The 15408-nt window shown below is 68.2% G+C and carries 17 protein-coding genes; 9 read left to right on the top strand and 8 right to left on the bottom strand.

The genetic code is table 11. The features are described 5' to 3' along the window. The coding region (locus tag ETD85_RS32815; RefSeq protein WP_240779581.1) for a 4Fe-4S binding protein at positions 1–433 on the bottom strand (433 nt) is incomplete at its 3' end. A 208-nt stretch (positions 434–641) separates the two neighbouring features. Between ETD85_RS32815 and ETD85_RS32820 the strand changes: the two genes are divergently transcribed. Then, positions 642–1883: a serine/threonine-protein kinase gene (locus tag ETD85_RS32820; protein WP_138693694.1), complete on the top strand. Its 1242-nt coding sequence runs from the start codon at positions 642–644 to the stop codon at positions 1881–1883. Positions 1884–2074: 191 nt separating this feature from the next. On the opposite strand, the gene ETD85_RS32825 is transcribed toward ETD85_RS32820, so the two are convergent. The 4 genes from ETD85_RS32825 to ETD85_RS32840 all read right to left on the bottom strand — a co-directional run bounded on the left by ETD85_RS32825 (position 2075) and on the right by ETD85_RS32840 (position 5119). Further along, positions 2075–3031: a hypothetical protein gene (locus ETD85_RS32825; RefSeq protein WP_138693695.1), complete on the bottom strand. Its 957-nt coding sequence runs from the start codon at positions 3029–3031 to the stop codon at positions 2075–2077. A gap of 84 nt (positions 3032–3115) precedes the next feature. Continuing rightward, positions 3116–4057, bottom strand: coding sequence for an NADH-quinone oxidoreductase subunit NuoH (nuoH, locus tag ETD85_RS32830; protein ID WP_138693696.1), 942 nt, complete (start codon positions 4055–4057; stop codon positions 3116–3118). Then, entirely contained in the window at positions 4050–4589 is a 540-nt protein-coding gene (locus ETD85_RS32835; protein WP_138693697.1) for an NADH-quinone oxidoreductase subunit C, read from the bottom strand. The genes nuoH and ETD85_RS32835 overlap by 8 nt, the downstream gene beginning before the upstream one ends. Continuing rightward, positions 4586–5119 (bottom strand): NADH-quinone oxidoreductase subunit B, encoded by a 534-nt coding sequence (locus tag ETD85_RS32840; RefSeq protein ID WP_138693698.1) that lies wholly within the window; start codon positions 5117–5119, stop codon positions 4586–4588. The genes ETD85_RS32835 and ETD85_RS32840 overlap by 4 nt, the downstream gene beginning before the upstream one ends. A 78-nt stretch (positions 5120–5197) precedes the next feature. On the opposite strand from ETD85_RS32840, the gene ETD85_RS32845 reads away from it, so the two are divergent. The 7 genes from ETD85_RS32845 (at position 5198) to ETD85_RS32870 (ending at position 11964) form a co-directional block, all read left to right on the top strand. After that, the gene (locus tag ETD85_RS32845) at positions 5198–5569 is read left to right on the top strand and encodes an NADH-quinone oxidoreductase subunit A (protein ID WP_138693699.1); all 372 of its coding nucleotides are present in this window, start codon (positions 5198–5200) and stop codon (positions 5567–5569) included. 86 nt (positions 5570–5655) lie between these two features. After that, complete coding sequence (locus ETD85_RS32850; protein ID WP_138693700.1) at positions 5656–7131, top strand: polysaccharide deacetylase family protein; 1476 nt, start codon at positions 5656–5658, stop codon at positions 7129–7131. A 33-nt stretch (positions 7132–7164) separates the two neighbouring features. Continuing rightward, positions 7165–7254 carry a putative leader peptide gene (locus ETD85_RS67605; protein WP_379507142.1) on the top strand — a complete coding sequence of 30 codons (90 nt, stop codon included), beginning with the start codon at positions 7165–7167 and terminating at the stop codon, positions 7252–7254. Positions 7255–7377: 123 nt separating this feature from the next. Next, positions 7378–9222 (top strand): 2-oxoacid:acceptor oxidoreductase subunit alpha, encoded by a 1845-nt coding sequence (locus ETD85_RS32855; RefSeq protein ID WP_138693701.1) that lies wholly within the window; start codon positions 7378–7380, stop codon positions 9220–9222. Further along, complete coding sequence (locus ETD85_RS32860) at positions 9215–10261, top strand: 2-oxoacid:ferredoxin oxidoreductase subunit beta (protein ID WP_138693702.1); 1047 nt, start codon at positions 9215–9217, stop codon at positions 10259–10261. The genes ETD85_RS32855 and ETD85_RS32860 overlap by 8 nt, the downstream gene beginning before the upstream one ends. Positions 10262–10355: 94 nt before the next feature. Then, positions 10356–11237: an NAD-dependent epimerase/dehydratase family protein gene (locus ETD85_RS32865; protein WP_170246959.1), complete on the top strand. Its 882-nt coding sequence runs from the start codon at positions 10356–10358 to the stop codon at positions 11235–11237. A gap of 70 nt (positions 11238–11307) precedes the next feature. Beyond that, positions 11308–11964 carry a class I SAM-dependent methyltransferase gene (locus ETD85_RS32870; protein WP_138693704.1) on the top strand — a complete coding sequence of 219 codons (657 nt, stop codon included), beginning with the start codon at positions 11308–11310 and terminating at the stop codon, positions 11962–11964. Between the two features lie 49 nt (positions 11965–12013). Here ETD85_RS32870 and ETD85_RS63445 read toward each other — a convergent pair whose 3' ends face one another. Further along, a complete protein-coding gene (locus ETD85_RS63445) occupies positions 12014–12736 on the bottom strand; it encodes a right-handed parallel beta-helix repeat-containing protein (RefSeq protein WP_170246960.1) in 723 nt (240 codons plus the stop codon). Between ETD85_RS63445 and ETD85_RS63450 the strand changes: the two genes are divergently transcribed. Next, entirely contained in the window at positions 12708–13520 is an 813-nt protein-coding gene (locus tag ETD85_RS63450) for a hypothetical protein (RefSeq protein ID WP_170246961.1), read from the top strand. The two genes, ETD85_RS63445 and ETD85_RS63450, sit on opposite strands and share 29 nt — an antisense overlap. A gap of 139 nt (positions 13521–13659) precedes the next feature. On the opposite strand, the gene ETD85_RS32880 is transcribed toward ETD85_RS63450, so the two are convergent. Together ETD85_RS32880 and ETD85_RS32885 are read right to left on the bottom strand one after the other, a co-directional pair. Then, complete coding sequence (locus ETD85_RS32880; RefSeq protein ID WP_138693705.1) at positions 13660–14535, bottom strand: right-handed parallel beta-helix repeat-containing protein; 876 nt, start codon at positions 14533–14535, stop codon at positions 13660–13662. A 38-nt stretch (positions 14536–14573) separates the two neighbouring features. After that, positions 14574–15389 carry a 2OG-Fe(II) oxygenase gene (locus ETD85_RS32885; RefSeq protein ID WP_138693706.1) on the bottom strand — a complete coding sequence of 272 codons (816 nt, stop codon included), beginning with the start codon at positions 15387–15389 and terminating at the stop codon, positions 14574–14576. Positions 15390–15408: the final 19 nt, after the last annotated feature.

Genomic DNA, 15408 nt, shown 5'->3' on the forward strand with positions numbered 1-15408 from the left:
GGGCGGCCGTGAGCTCCTTCGGGGGCTCCGCTCCGGGATCGTGGGCCGGAGGGGGCGGGACCGTCTCGGTCCAGCCGGCCAGCTTGTCCTTCTCGTGCAGGAGGTTACGGATATCGCCTTCCGCGTACTCGAACTCCGGCGACCAGAAGAGCGCGTCGAAGGGGCACACCTCGATGCAGATCCCGCAGTACATACATAGGGCGAAGTCGATCGCGAAGCGGTCGAGCACGTTGCGCTGACGCGGGCGGCCGCCCTCAGGGGCGGGGATCGTCTCTTTGTGGGAGTCGATGTAGATGCACCAGTCGGGGCACTCTCGGGCACAAAGCATGCAAGAGGTGCAATTTTCCTCAACCAGGGCGATAACGCCGCGGCTCCGCGGCGGGAGGGCGGGCTTGACCTCGGGGTACTGCTGCGTCACCGATTTGCGCAGCATGTGGCGAAGGGTGATGGACAGCCCTTTTGCCAGTCCGACTCCCGGTATCCGCGCCATGGTTCAACATCATGACGCACTTGGCCGCGCACGTGAATGAGCCAGAGCGTTGTCCCCAGTTTTTCCACAGCCATCCACAGGTTGACGGGAGGTTATCCACAAGCTGTGCGCATGCCCGATATGAACGACTGCATGGCGATAGTCTCTCGCCATGCAGCACAGCCATCCGGTCCGTCCCAGTGGTGGGGCGTGGGCGGCCGCCGTCGTGTGGGCCTGCCTGCCCCTGTTCACGTGCGGTTTGGCGACCCCGTTCACCATCGGGTTCGCGGCTTTCTGGCTGCGCAGCATCTGGCAGGTCTTCGCCGCTTCCGGCTACCTGGTCGCCATCGGCTCCTTCGTGATCGCGGCCCTCGCGTACGACGACTTCGACGACATTCCACAGCCGCTGTCCGCTCTGGTCTCCTTAGGGCTCGTCGTCAGCTGGATCGGCGGGGTCATCCACTCGGGGATCCTGGTGCCCTTCATGGTGCGCGCGCGCTTCAGGACGCCCGCCTACCGGCCGGCGCCCCTGCAGCACCCGGTGGACCTGCACCAACGGACCACCTCGCCTACGCACCATCATCGGCCCGCGGAGCCGGATCACCGGCGACGGCCCGCGGAGACCGAGCAGGGGCGGCGGCGTGGAGAGCCCGAGTGGATCGGGCACTACCGGGTGCTCCAGCAGCTCGGGCGCGGCGGGCAGGGGGCTGTCTATCTGGCGATGGCTCCCAACGGGGTCCGGGTCGCGGTCAAGGTGCTGCATGATCTGGTCGATGACGTGGCGCGGGCCAGGTTCGCGCGGGAGGTGGAGGCGGCTCGGCGGGTCGCGACGTTTTCCACAGCCCGGGTCCTCGACGTCAACATCACCGGGCAGCACGCCTACATCGTGAGCGAATACGTGGAGGGGCCGTCGCTTGAGCAGCTCGTACGCAAGCACGGGCCGCGTGATGAGGACGGGCTGACGCGGCTGGCGTTGTCCACAGCCGGGGCGTTGGCGGCTATCCACAAGGCGGGGGTCGTTCATCGCGACTTCAAGCCGAGCAATGTGCTGATCGGGAACGACGGGCCGCGGGTGATCGACTTCGGGATCGCCAGGGCGCTCGATCAAGTGACCGTGACGTCCGGGAAGATGGTGGGGACGCCTCCGTACATGTCTCCCGAGCAGTTGACGGGGGAAGCGGTGGGGCCGGCGTCGGACGTGTTCAGCTGGGCAGTGACGATCATGTTCGCGGCCACCGGGCGGCCGGCCTTCGGTGAGGACACGGTGCCTGCGGTCTTCAACCGGGTGCTGACGTTCCACCCGGACCTGTCGCCGCTGCCGCCCGGGTTACGGGCGATCGTGGGGTCGTGCCTCAACAAGCGTCCGGACGAACGGCCGGCGGCTTCGGACGCGATGCTGGCGATCATTCACTAGGTGGATGGGCCGCCCGTGGCTCTTTCTGACGCGGTCGCGGCGTATAGGTGCCCGAGGGTCCGGAAGGTGCCCGGAGGTCCGGAGAGCGACTGGAGGTCCGGAAGGTGGCCAAGGTCCGGAGGGGACTGGGCGCGGGAATGAACCGGGCGCGGGAGAGAGATCCAGGCGCGGAAGGAAGCCCGGGCGTGGAATCAGGGAGTGGCCTCTGGGGTGGCCTTGGTCAGGTCGAGGTACTCCTCGCGCGACACCCTGTGCGCCGCCAGCACCAGCCCATGCCGCTCCGCGAACCGGTGCGCGTCCTCCGCCGACCAGCTCCCCGGCAGGTGATGCAGGGCCTTGCCGAAGCGGTCCAGGATGAAGAGCCCCGTCAGGTCCTCGTAGCGGTAGAGGAGCAGGCTGAAGGCCTGTCCCGGAGACTCCCCCAGGCGGAGCTTGGCGATGTCCGTGTTCCCCGCGGTGATGTAGAGCTTGTTGTGGGACCTCTGGTTCAGGTAGGGACCGCCGGGCGGGCCGAGGACCGTGCCGCGTTTCGTCCGCCGGCGATGCATTCGCGCCAGCACCGGCCGGATGACCAATAACGCGGGGCTGAAGGCCACCATCAGCCATTTGGCTTCGAGAACGTCCACGAGCATTCGGCCGAGAGACGATAAGCCGCGCCATGCGCCCCACATTCCCAGGGTGCCCAAATAGACCATGAGGCCCAGCCCGGCGACCCCCGCGCAGATGGCCACGGGTTTGCGCCATTTGGCCTGTGAGGGCAGCGGCAGGCCGCGCAGGCGCTGCCAGCCGGGAGCGCGGCCGGCGAGCACCGCGCGGACTTCGGCCGAGGGCCGGTCGCGGGCGTCCACCAGCGGGATGCCGGCCGCCTGGCTGAACTCCCGCAGGTGGGGGGCGTGCCAGTCGCCCGGCAGGTCGAGGAGGACCAGGCCGTCGGCCCCCAGCGCCGCGACGCCCTGGACGGCGTGCGACTTGCGTTTCTGGTCGGCGTCGACGTCATGGCTGTAGTGGTAAAGGCGGTCCGGCCGTACGCGGACGGAATGGCCGGAGGCCTGGTCCGTCGCGGTCAGCAGGCCGTCGTCTGAGGTCAGCCGGATCTTGGGACACCGGCTGCTCTTTGTCGCCCCCGCGACAGGAAGGATTTCCTTCATTTCGTCATCCCCCAAGGTCCCCTGTTTGGATATGACGAATAAAGGCAGCGTAAAGTTTCCCCGCCGCCTTTGCCGATAAAAGCCTCAGGTGAGGACTTTGACCACTCCGGTGAGCGCGAGCTGGACGAGGGCCAGCGGCACGAGGACGGCCCAGGCGAGCTTCTGGAGCTGGTCCTCGCGCAGCCGGGGATAGGTCACCCGCAGCCAGATCACCACGAACGCCAGCAGGAACACCTTGACCAGCGTCCACAGCCAGCCGGGCAGGAACGGGCCGTGCCAGCCGCCCAGGAACAGGACAGTGGTCAGGAAGGACAGGACGACGATCCCGGCGTACTCGGCCAGCATGAACAGGGCGAAACGCATGCCGGTGTACTCGGTCATCGGGCCCATGATGATCTCGGACTCGGCGATCGGCATGTCGAACGGCGGGCGGCGCAGCTCGGCCAGGCCCGCCAGGAAGAAGACCACGCCGCCGATCGCCTGCCACGGCAGCCACCACCACTGCCAGGCCTCAACGATCCCGGGGAGCGACAGGGTCCCCGCGGCCATCGCGACCGACGAGGCGGCCAGCACCAGCGGCAGCTCGTACGACATGAGCTGGGCGGCCGAGCGCATGCCGCCGAGCACCGAGTATTTGTTGGCCGACGCCCAACCGGCCATGATCGAGCCGAGCACGCCGATCCCCATGACGGCGAGGACGAAGAACAGGCCGAGGCCGAGATCGACGGCCACCATGTCGCGGTCGAGGGGGATGACGATGAGGACGACCAGGTAGGGGACGAGCGCCACACCTGGGGCGATCATGAAGATGCGGCGGTCGGCCGCGGCCGGGATGACGTCCTCCTTCTGCGCGAACTTCACCCCGTCGGCGATGAGCTGCGCCCAGCCGTGGAAGCCGCCGGCGTACATGGGGCCGAGCCGCGACTGCATGTGAGCCATGACCTTGTGCTCGGTCTGCCCCACGATCAGCGGCAGCGCCAGGAACACGATGAGGATGACGGCGAAGCTCAGCACCACGTCAAGCATCGGGCGGCCCCCAGTCGGCTGGTACTCCTGGCGGAAGCGTCTTGCGGCGGCTCGGCGCGCCGTGCCCGGACTCGCCGGGCTCCTTGGCGCCCGGCCACGCCTTGGCCACGCGGGCGGCCAGGATGAAGTCCTTGCGCAGCGGGTGACCCTCGAAACCGTCCGGCAGGAGCAGCGGCACGAGGTAGGGGTGGTCGTCGAAGATCACCCCGAACATCTCGAACGTCTCGCGCTCGTGCCAGTTCGCGCCCCGGTAGACGCCGACGGCGCTGGGGAGGCGCGGGTCGTCGCGGAGCACGCGCGTGCGGAGGAGCAGGCGCCGGCCGGCGGCCGGGTTGTAGACGTGGGCCACGATCTGGAAGCCGTCGGGCGGGTCGTCCACGCCGGTCAGCCAGTCGAAGAACTCGTAGCCGAGGTCGTCCCTGACGTATGTCAGCAGCTCGATCCAGTCCGCGGGGCCGACGTCGATCGTGGTGTCGCCGTAGGAGTCGGTGACCTGGGCGCGCTCGCCGAACCGCTCCGCGAGCCCGTTCACGCCTCCTCCGAGGAGCGCGCGCGGGACCAGTCGTAGCGGTCGCCGAGCTTCTCCCCCGCGATCTTCTCCTGCAGCTTCATGATCCCGTAGAGCAGCGCCTCCGGCCTCGGCGGGCAGCCGGGCACGTAGACGTCGACCGGGACGATCTGGTCCACGCCGTTGGTCACGCAGTAGGAGTCCCAGTAGGGGCCGCCGGTGTTGGAGCAGGCGCCGAACGAGATCACGTATTTCGGGTCGGGCATCTGCTCGTAGAGGCGCTTCACGGCGGGGGCCATCTTGTCGGTGACCGTGCCCGACACGATCATCAGGTCCGCCTGCCGCGGGCCGTTGGCGAAGGGGATCACGCCGAACCTGATGAAGTCGTGCCTGCTCGTCGAGGTGGCGATGAACTCGATGGCGCAGCAGGCCAGCCCGAAGTTGAACACCCACAGGGAATAGCGCCTGCCCCAGTTGAGGACGAAGCGCATCGGCTTGGGCGCCAATCTGGCGACTGGGCCCAGCGTGGGCATCGGGAGATCCGTTGCTGCCATGCTGCCCATTCTTGCGCGGATCAGGATCACAGGCCAGGGAGGGGGGTTCGCCGGGTCGTCCTGGGTTACCATCCCGTCATGGACGGCTATTTCGGGTCGTACGTGCTCGTCGCCGCGCTGCTCGCCATCGGTGTCGCCATCGTGGCCGGAGCCTTGTTCGCCAACCGTCTGCTCCGCCCGAACCGGCCCACCGCCGAGAAGCTGACCACGTACGAGTGCGGGGTCGACCCGGTCGGCGAGGGCTGGGCGCAGTCACAGGTCCGCTACTACGTCTTCACCTACCTGTACGTGGTGTTCGCGGTGGACGCCGTCTTCCTGTTCCCCTGGGCCACGGTCTTCGACGCGCCGGGCTACGGCCTGACGACGCTGGTCGAGATGTTCGTCTTCCTGGGCTTCATCGCTCTGGGCATTGTGTACGCCTGGCGTAAACGCGTCCTGTCCTGGACGTGAGGGGCATACCCACCGGAGTCAAAGCCTCTGCACCTATCATCCCAAATCCGGGTAAATGGGAAGATCGCCCCCATACCCTGGCATCCATGCACAAAACGCGATTCTTCTCCGGAATCGCTCTGCTGGCCCTCTCGGCCGGAGGATGCGGCCTGGCCGCCGCCTCCCCCGCGAGGGACGTCGTGGTCCCGGCAGAGCCGACGCTGATCGACTTTGTCGACCCGGCGACCGTCGCCGGGCTGTCCACCAGGACACTGACCGAAGGCGACTCCACACCCGGCCGGCATGTGCACATCAACTACCCCGAGCTCCCCGGCGCCCCGGCGCTCAACCGGGCGCTGAGCGCGCAGGCCCAGCAGCAGTTCAAGGAGTTCCGCAAGCGGACGGGCGTGGGCGCGCCCGGCGCCCGCCCCGAGCTGAACGTGGACTGGCAGCTCGCCGCCGTCTCCTCCCAGGCGATCGGCGTACGGCTGCGCACCGGCGAGTCATTCGGCGCGAACTGGGGCAACTCAACCCGGACCTACTGGTTCGACCCGCGCAAGGGCAAAGTCGTCGACTCCACCGGGCTGCTGTCCGGGCAGGACGCGGTCCGCCGGCTCGCCACGCTGGTCAAGGACCAGCTCAAGGAGCGCGAAGCGCAGCGCGAGGGCGTGACCTCCGACGGCACCCAGTTCGACTCGATGGCCTTCAACCGGAGCGGAGACCTGGTGGTCGAGTTCGACGACTGCCAGCTCGGACCCTGCTCGCTGGGCCGGGTCGCCGTGGCCGTGCCCGCGAGCCAGGCGGCGCCGCTCCTGTCCAGGCTGGGGCAGCGGGCGCAGGAGAGCGCCCAGGAGGAGGCCAGGCGCGCGCTCCCCGCCACGCCGAAGACCGCGACGGCACCCACGACCGGCCCCGACGCCGTCAGCAACCGGGCCGGGACGGTGGACTGCGCGACGGCCAGGTGCGTGGCGCTGACGTTCGACGACGGCCCCGGGCCCTACACCGGCGAGCTGCTCGACGCCCTGCGCCGAGGCGGTGCCCGTGCCACCTTCTTCACCGTCGGGACCAGCGCCGCCGCGCAACCCGCCCTGCTGCGCCGGATGAGCGCGGAGGGTCACCTGGTCGGCAACCACAGCTGGACGCACCGGAGCCTGTCGGAGCAGGCGACCAGCAAGATCTCCGACTCGCTCGGGCGCACCGAGGACGTGATCACCTCCGCCATCGGGCAGACGCCCAAACTGGTCCGCCCGCCGTACGGCGCCGTGAGCCAGGACCTGCGCGATGTCGCGGGTGAACTGGGGTTGTCCTTGGTCAACTGGGACGTGGACACTGGAGACCAGGACGGCGGCAAGGCGGCGGACATCGCGGACCGAGCGGTACGCGGGGCGCATCCAGGTGCGATCATTCTCATGCACGACATCCATCGGGAGACCGTTGACGCGGTTCCGGACATCCTCAAAAGGTTGCGAGGGAAGGGTTACAGCTTCGTCACCGTTCCTGAGTTGTACGGCTCAGCAGGGATGCAAGCCGGACGCTTGTACAGATCAGGAAACGAGCCGTGGGGTAAGCAGCCCCTGACGTAGCGCACGCATTGGGGGGACGTATAGTTGGCGCTCGTGACCCGAACCGTCCTGTTCGCCCGCCTGCATGTAGACCTCTGCAGGCTCGCGTCCGGGCTGTGTCGTCGTTCCTCCACCTCACCCTGACTCCGACCGCGTTGTTTACCCGCATATTGCGGCCCGTAAACGCGTGACCTTCCGAGGATCTAGCATGGAAACAGAGAACGCGCCTAGGCAACCGCGCATTGGCGCGTCGAGGAGGACTGAGCTGTGACAAAGCAGGTCCAGCAACTCGACCGCGTGATCATCAGATTCGCCGGAGACTCCGGCGACGGCATGCAGCTCACCGGCGACCGCTTCACCGCGGGCACGGCGGAGTTCGGCAACGACCTGTCGACGCTCCCCAACTTCCCAGCCGAGATCCGCGCTCCCGCAGGCACCCTGCCCGGCGTGTCGAGCTTCCAGCTTCACTTCGCCGACCATGACATTCTGACGCCCGGCGACGCGCCCAACGTGCTTGTCGCGATGAACCCGGCCGCGCTCAAGGCCAACCTGGGCGACCTGCCCAGAGGCGCGGACATCATCGCGAACACCGACGAGTTCACCAAGCGCAACCTGCAGAAGGTCGGCTACGCGGCCAACCCGCTGGAGGACGAGTCCCTGAGCGAGTGGCGCGTGCACGCGGTGCCGCTCACGTCTCTCACGGTCAAGGCCCTCGAAGGCTTCGACCTGTCCAAGAAGGACGCCGAGCGCTCGAAGAACATGTTCGCCCTCGGCCTGCTGTCGTGGCTCTACCACCGGCCGACCGAGCACACCATCAGATTCCTCGAGCAGAAGTTCGCCAAGAAGCCCGACATCGCCAAGGCCAACATCGCGGCCTTCCAGGCGGGCTGGAACTACGGCGAGACCACTGAGTCGTTCTCCGTCTCCTACGAGGTCAAGCCCGCGCGGCTGGCTCCCGGCGTCTATCGCAACATCTCCGGGAACCAGGCGCTCGCCTACGGCCTGATCGCCGCCAGCGTGCAGTCGAAGCTGCCGCTGTTCCTGGGGTCCTACCCGATCACCCCGGCCAGCGACATCCTGCACGAGCTGTCGAAGCACAAGCGGTTCGGCATCCGCACCTTCCAGGCGGAGGACGAGATCGCGGGCGTCGGCGCGGCGCTGGGGGCCGCGTTCGGCGGAGCGCTGGGCGTGACCACCACCTCGGGCCCCGGCGTGGCGCTGAAGGCCGAGACGGTCGGCCTCGCGGTCACCACCGAGTTGCCCTTGATCATCGTGGACGTGCAGCGGGCCGGGCCGAGCACCGGCATGCCGACCAAGACCGAGCAGACCGACCTGCTCATGGCCATGTTCGGCCGCAACGGCGAGTCGCCGGTGCCCATCGTGGCCGCCGCCACGCCGTCCGACTGTTTCAACGCCGCCGTCGAGGCGGCCAGGATCGCGGTCAAATACCGTACGCCGGTCATGCTGCTCTCGGACGGCTACCTGGCCAACGGCTCGGAGCCGTGGCGCCTGCCCGAGGTTTCCGACTTGCCGGACATCTCGGAGGAGTTCACGACGACGGCCAACGGCGCCGACGGTGAGTTCCTGCCCTACAAGCGTGACACCGAGACGCTGGCCCGCCCGTGGGCCATCCCGGGCACGGCCGGGCTCGAGCACCGCATCGGCGGCATCGAGAAGGCCGACGGCACCGGCAACATCTCCTACGACCCGAACAACCATGACTTCATGGTGCGCACCCGGGCCGCCAAGATCGCCGGCATCGACGTCCCCGACCTGGAGGTCGACGACCCCGACGGCGACGCCCGCGTGCTGGTCGTCGGCTGGGGCTCGACGTACGGGCCGATCGCCGCGGCCGTGCGGCGCATCAGGAGGGAAGGCGGCAAGGTCGCGCAGACCCATCTGCGCCACCTCAACCCGCTGCCCGCCAACACCGGCGAGGTGCTCAAGCGCTACGACAAGGTGCTGCTGCCCGAGATCAACCTGGGCCAGCTCGCCCTGCTGCTGCGGGCCCGCTACCTCGTCGACGTGATCAGCTACAACCGCGTGCGCGGGCTCCCGTTCAAGGCCGAGGAGCTGGCCGGAGTCATCCAGGACGTGATCGACAATGACTGAGCTGGTGAACGGGAAAGGCCTGTCGCTCGTTCCCAAGACGGACGTGAAGCAGGGCCTCAAGGACTTCAAGTCCGACCAGGAGGTGCGCTGGTGCCCGGGTTGCGGTGACTACGCGATCCTCGCGGCGGTGCAGAGCTTCCTGCCCGAGCTGGGGCTCAAGCGCGAGAACATCGTGTTCGTGTCGGGCATCGGGTGCTCCTCGCGCTTCCCCTACTACCTCAACACCTACGGCTTCCACTCCATCCACGGTCGCGCGCCCGCGATCGCGACGGGGCTGGCCGCCTCCCGCCCCGACCTGTCGGTGTGGGTGATCACCGGTGACGGCGACGCGCTGTCCATCGGCGGCAACCACCTGATCCACGCGCTGCGCCGCAACGTCAACCTGAACATCCTGCTGTTCAACAACAGGATCTACGGCCTGACCAAGGGCCAGTACTCGCCGACCTCCGAGGTCGGCAAGATCACCAAATCGACCCCGATGGGCTCGCTGGACAAGCCGTTCAACCCGATCTCGCTGGCCATCGGCGCCGAGGCGTCGTTCGTGGCCAGGACCATCGACTCCGACCGCAAGCACCTGCAGTCGGTGCTGCGCGAGGCCACCGCCCACCAGGGCACCTCGCTGGTGGAGATCTACCAGAACTGCAACATCTTCAACGACAACGCCTTCGAGCAGCTCAAGGACCCCGAGATCCGCGACGACATCACGCTGCGCCTGGAGCACGGCCAGCCGATCGTCAGCAGCACGAAGGCGGCCGTGCGGGCCGCCAACGGCAGCATCGAGGTCGTGGCTCGCGACACGGTGAGCGCGGACCAGATCCTCGTGCACGACGCGCACAACCCCGACCCGTCGGTGGCGTTCGCGCTCAGCAGGCTGGACGAGCCGGCCTTCGAGCACGTGCCGATCGGCATCTTCCGTCAGGTGAGCCGGCCGGCCTACGACGTGCTGATGGCCGAGCAGCTGGAGGAAGCGGTCGCGCAGAAGGGCTCCGCCGACCTGAGCGAGCTGCTGCTCGGCGGCGACACCTGGCGCATCGGCTAGCGAGTGATTAGATGGAGCCGTTCCCCTGGACGGCTCCATCTTCTACCTCGGAGGTCAACCCACGATGTCGTTATGGCCGGATACCGTGGCGTTGGTGACAGGTGCGGCCGGGTTCATCGGCTCCCATCTGATCAGGCGTCTGCCCACGCTGGGGACCCAGGTGCACGCCGTCAGCCGCCGCCCGCAGCGGGCCCGCGCCGGCGAGACCTGGCACGTGGCCGACCTGAGCGACGCCGAGGCCACCACGAGGCTCTTCCGGTCCGTACGCCCGAGCCTGCTCTTCCACCTCGCCAGCGAGGTGACCGGCTCGCGCGGTGACGAAGTCGTGCGTCCCACGCTGGAGAGCAACCTCATCGGCACGGTCAACGTCCTGGCCGCCGCCAAGGAGTTCGCCGTCAAGACCGTGCTCACCGGCTCGATCGAGGAGCCGCGGCCCGGCAACGGCCAGGCGCCGCCGTCGTCGGCGTACGCGATGGCCAAGTGGGCCGCCACCGGCTACGCCGACCTCTACCACCGGCTCTGGGGCCTGCCCGTCACCGTGCTGCGGCCCTCCATGGTCTACGGGCCCGACCAGCCGGACACCAGCAAGCTCGTCCCCTACGTGACGCTCTGCCTGCTCCGCGGGCAGCGGCCCCGGCTGACCAAGGGCGCCAAGCTGGCCGACTGGATCTACGTGGACGACGTCGTCGACGCGTTCGTCTCCGCCGGCGAGTCGGACAAAGCAATTGGACATGCCGTCGATATCGGCACCGGCGTGTCGACCTCGGCCCGTGACGTCGTCGAGAAAATCCATCAGATCATCGGCACGACCGAACCGCCCGAATTCGGCACCGTACCGGACCGTTCCCACGATATTCCGCAGGTCGGCGACATCGAGCCGGCCGCCGCCGCGCTGGGCTGGCGACCTGCCACGACTTTGGACGACGGGTTGCGCCGAACTGTCAATTGGTATGCGTCGCAAGAAAGTCACGACTAGTCGCAGACTTAGCCGTTCAGGCGGAATTCTGAGACGATAGGGCTACTTATCTGGCCGAAGGAGCCCGTTTATGAGCCGCCTGAATGCCCTGCGCAGTCGTTTCGTGGACGCACCCGATTCGCTGGGGGCCAAGGCGCGGGCGCGGAGATGGCAGTGGTTCGCCGGGCAGTTCCCCGACCTCGACCAGATGAGCGTCATCGACCTCGGCGGCACGGCGGGAGCCTGGATGCGCGCCCCGGTCCGGCCCGCGCACGTGCACATCGTCAACCTCGAACAGCCGCCGGCCGACCTTCCGTCCTGGCTGCGCGCCGACGTCGCCGACGCCTGCGACCTGCCGGCCTCGATCCGCGGCACGCGCTACGACCTGGTGTTCTCGAACGCGGTCATCGAGCACGTGGGCGGTCACCTGCGCCGCGCCCAGTTCGCCGACACCGTGCACGAGCTGGCCGACCGGCACTGGGTGCAGACGCCCTACCGCTATTTCCCGGTCGAGCCGCACTTCCTGTTCCCGGCGTTCCAGTTCCTGCCGCTCGCCGCCCGTACGGCGATCCTGCGCCGCTGGCCGCTCGTCCACACGCCGACCTCCGACCGCGACGCGGCCCGGATGATCGCCATGGAGGTCGAGCTGCTCAGCGTGACCGAGATGCGGCACTACTTCCCCAAGTCGCGGATCCGCTTCGAGCGGCTGGCGGGCCTGGTCAAGTCGGTCATCGCCGTACGCGCGTAGCGGCCGGGCGGCGTCACCGCCGTACGCGCGTGGAGGTCGAGCGGCGGGCTCAGTCGGCGTTGACCGCGCTCATGCCGCCCTCCCAGGTGTTGCCCTTCCAGACGTTGCCCGGCCCGTCGGCGTCCCAGTACGACACCGGCCCGGCATGTCCGCCCTTGGGCCACACGCGGCGGCTGAAGACGTTGTCGATCACCTTGATGTTGGAGGACAGGCCCTTCGTGCCCGCGCCCGCGTAGAGCGTCCAGCCGCCGCCGGCCAGCAGGTTGCCCTCGACGAGGACGTTGCGGGTCACGCCGAAGTCCTGGAACAGCGCGATCGCGCCCGTCTGGTCGAGCGTGTTGATCACGGTGTTGTGCCTGATGACGAGCTGGGTGCCGGCTGCCGCCGTGTCGGTGGACATGATCATGTCGGTGTGGTCGCCGGCGTAGTACTTCGGGTCGTGGACGTAGGAGTCCTCGATCAGGCCCTGCTCGGTGAGGATGCCGTTGGAGATCGTGTGGATGTCCACCCGGGACACGGTGATCAGCTTGCCCTGGTTCAGGATGCCGAACTGGGTGCGCTGCTTGCCGTTGCCGAAGATCTCGCTGTCCTCGACCTTGAGTCCGGAGAAGCCCTTGCGCTGGAGGATGCCCCAGTAGTCGGACTGGCCGCGCACCCGGGTGTTGCGGATGGTCACGTTGTCGGCCTCGACCGTGATGTCACCCGTGAGGTCCCAGCCGTCGATGACCGCGCCGTCCTCCTTGATGACGATCGAGCCGGTCTTCTTCGTCATCGGGGTGCCGTCGGGGACGCCGGTGTTGCCCGGCCCCGGCCAGTCGCCCGAGGGCGGCGGCACGGTGACGGTCCTGGTCGGCGACGGCGTCGGGGTGGACGTGGATGTCTTCGTGGGGGTCACGGTCGGAGTGACAGTGGGCGTTTTCGTCGGTGTGACCGTCGGCGTAGGCGTAGGCGTCACGGTCCGAGTCGATGTCACAGTCGGCGTGGGCGTCAGCGTCCTCGTGGGCGTCACGGTCGGCGTGGGCGTCGGGGTGGCGGTCCGAGTCGGCGTCACCGTGGGCGTCGGAGTCGCGGTCCGGGTCGATGTCACCGTCGGAGTCGAGGTCACGGTCGGCGTCGGCGTCGCAGTCCGGGTCGAGGTCACGGTCGGCGTCGGGGTCACGGGCCGGGTCGAGGTCACGGTCGGCGTCGGCGTCGGCGTTACTGTGTCGTCGCTGGGAGTCGGTGTCGGCTTCTTCGTCGGCTTGTGGGTCGGGCGCCGCGTCGCCTTCGGGGTCGGCCGCTTGGTCGGCCGGCGGTCCCAGAACCACCACCACGGGTTGGACTCCCGCGTCGGCCGGGCCCTGGACCCCCGGCCCGCGGCCGCCTGCGGGGAGGTGGTGGAGGAGGCGGCGGCCTCGGTCAGCACGGCCGGCGACTCCCGCCCGTCATCTCCGCTCGTGACGACGAAGTATCCGCCCGCCAGCACAGCCGCCGTCGTCACGCTGGCGAGCGATAACCAACCGGTCCGGCTATTACGCCTACGATGCCGCGACACAGGCGACTCCTTCCGTACGTGACGACGCCGAGCCCCCTTGAGGGAGAGTAGTCACGCCAAGGCCGCCTGCGGGCTTTTTCTCACAAAAAAGACTCGATATCCCCAAAAACCACAGGAAACCCAGCTTGCTCATTTATCGCGGAAAAGGCGACAAATGATCGTCAGCCCGGGCTTACCGTGCCGCCGTCCTCCCAGGTATTGCCCCGCCAGAGATTCCCCTTCCCATCATGATCCCAATACGAGACCGGCCCGGCATGGCCGCCCTTCGGCCAAACCCGGCGGCTGAAGACATTGTCGATCACCTTGATATTCGACGACTTGCCCTTCACCCCGGCGCCCGCGTACAGCGCCCAGCCGCCGCCGGCCAGCAGGTTGCGCTCGACCGTCACGTTCTTGACCACGCCGAAGTCCTGGAACAGCGCGATCGCGCCCGTCTGCTTCAGCGTGTTGACCACCGTGTTGTGCCGGATGACCAGCTCCGTCCCCTCGGCCGGCGGCCCGGTGGACATGATCATGTCGGTGTGGTCCTCGGCGTAGTACTTCGGGTCGTGGACGTAGGAGTCCTCGACCAGCCCCTGCTGGGTCAGGATGCCGTTGGAGATCGTGTGGATGTCCACCCGGGACACGGTGATCAGTTTGCCCTGGTTCAGGATGCCGAACTGGGTGCGTTCCCTGCCGTTGCCGAAGATCTCGCTGTCCTCGACCTTCAGCCCGGTGAAGCCCTCGCGCTGGAGGACCCCCCACCAGCCCTTGGTCCCGCGCACCCGCGTGTTGCGGATGGTCACGTCGTCGGCCTCGACCGTGATGGCCCCGGTGACCTCCAGCCCGTCGATGACCGTGCCGCTCTTGGTCACCACCATGGACCCCGACGGGCGCAGCTTCGTGCCGGGCGGAACGCCGGTGTTGTCCGGTCCCGGCCAGACCGGCTCGGGCGATCTCGACGGCGGCGCGGCGGAGGTGGCCGGCGGCTCGGTGACGGCCTGCTCCTGCCCGGCCGCGCTCGTGCACCCGCTCAACGCCAGTGCCAGCACCAGCACCGGGCTCAGGCCACGGCCCGGCCCTCGCGACAGCCGCTTCACTCGGCCTTGGAGCCCCGGCCGCCCAAGAGGTCGGCCAGCGCGGGCGGAGTCCAGCGCTTGGCGACCTGGCGGAGGTTGCTCTTCCACTCCTCGCCGGGCCGCTGCTTGAACAGCGTGGTGTGGTCGGCGGTGACCTCGTCCTCCGGCCTGCCGTTGGAGTAGTAGTAGAGCGCCATCGAGCGCCGCGCCCGGTCCTCGGGACAGGTGAGCGGATCGGGGTGGCCGTGGTTGGCGTCATCGGTCGTGGCGAACAGCACGAACCGGTTGAAGAGCGGGAGGATCTTGCCCTCGCACTCGGTCATGTCCTTGTTCCAGAGCTGCAGGTGCCCGCCGTAGCTCTCTTCCCAGTCCTTGTTCAGGTAGAGCAGGCCGTTGAGCCGGCGGTCGAGGTTCAGCTTGCGGCTCTTGTTGAAGTCGGCGTGCACCTTGAGGAAGCCGCCCGGCTTGATCTGGTGCAGGCCGCCGCCCTCGAAGTGCGGGTCGGAGACGAGCTGGGTGATGCCGGTCATCCGCTCCAGGAACTCGATGAACACGCCGCTGTTGAACTCGGCCAGCAGGTGCCTGGTCGCCGGCCCCATCCGCTCGGGGTCGGCCAGCGCCAGCTTCACCTCGCGCGCGGAGTCGAAGCGCTGCCAGGTGGCGTCCCGCGGCTCCGGGAACTCCTCCAGGATGGGCTCCAGCACCTGCGGCGGCAGGAAGTCGTCGATGACCACGTGGCGGAACGGCGAAGCCGTACGGAACTGCTCGGAGTATTTGTCCGCCAGCGGGAAGAGCTCGTCCCGGCGAAAGGTGAAAGCCTGCAGATCCTGCATGAAGTATGTCTCCGTCTCA

The sequence above is a fragment of the Nonomuraea zeae genome (genome assembly GCF_005889725.1).
In the GTDB taxonomy this organism is placed as follows: domain Bacteria; phylum Actinomycetota; class Actinomycetes; order Streptosporangiales; family Streptosporangiaceae; genus Nonomuraea; species Nonomuraea zeae.